This is a genomic window from Paraburkholderia sp. RL17-381-BIF-C (genome assembly GCF_046026435.1).
GTDB lineage: Bacteria > Pseudomonadota > Gammaproteobacteria > Burkholderiales > Burkholderiaceae > Paraburkholderia.
On record NZ_JARESX010000236.1, the window covers coordinates 1 to 426 of the forward strand.

1 protein-coding gene is annotated in these 426 nt (G+C 60.3%); it reads left to right on the forward strand.

Annotation, left to right across the window (positions count from 1 at the left end):
* On the forward strand, nucleotides 1-386 hold a 386-nt coding region (locus tag P0D70_RS36855), incomplete at its 5' end, for a transposase (protein ID WP_408188139.1).
* Nucleotides 387-426 lie beyond the last annotated feature (40 nt).

The following is a 426-nucleotide window of genomic DNA, read 5'->3' on the forward strand; positions in this document are numbered from 1 at the left end:
TGCGTCCGGTCTACGCCGCCGCGAACGAACAGGCCGCGCAGCAGGCCCTGGAGGCCTTTGCCGAAGGGCCATGGGGCGCGAAGTACCCGACCATCGTGCAGTCGTGGCGACGGGCGTGGGAGAACGTCACGCCGTTCTTCGTGTTTCCGCCCGACATACGCCGGGTGGTGTACACCACGAACGCCATTGAGAGTCTGAACATGCAACTACGCAAGATCATCAAGACCCGCGGCCACTTCCCCAACGACGAGGCCGCCATCAAGTTGCTCTGGCTGGCGCTGCGCAATGTGCTTAACAAGTCCGTGCGAACGGCATTCGACTGGTCGAGCGCCATGAATCAGTTCGCTATTCTGTTTGGTGAGCGTTTTACTCAGGCACGCGGTTAATTCCGCTAACCGCCTCGCCCACAAAAATACGGACAGGTTC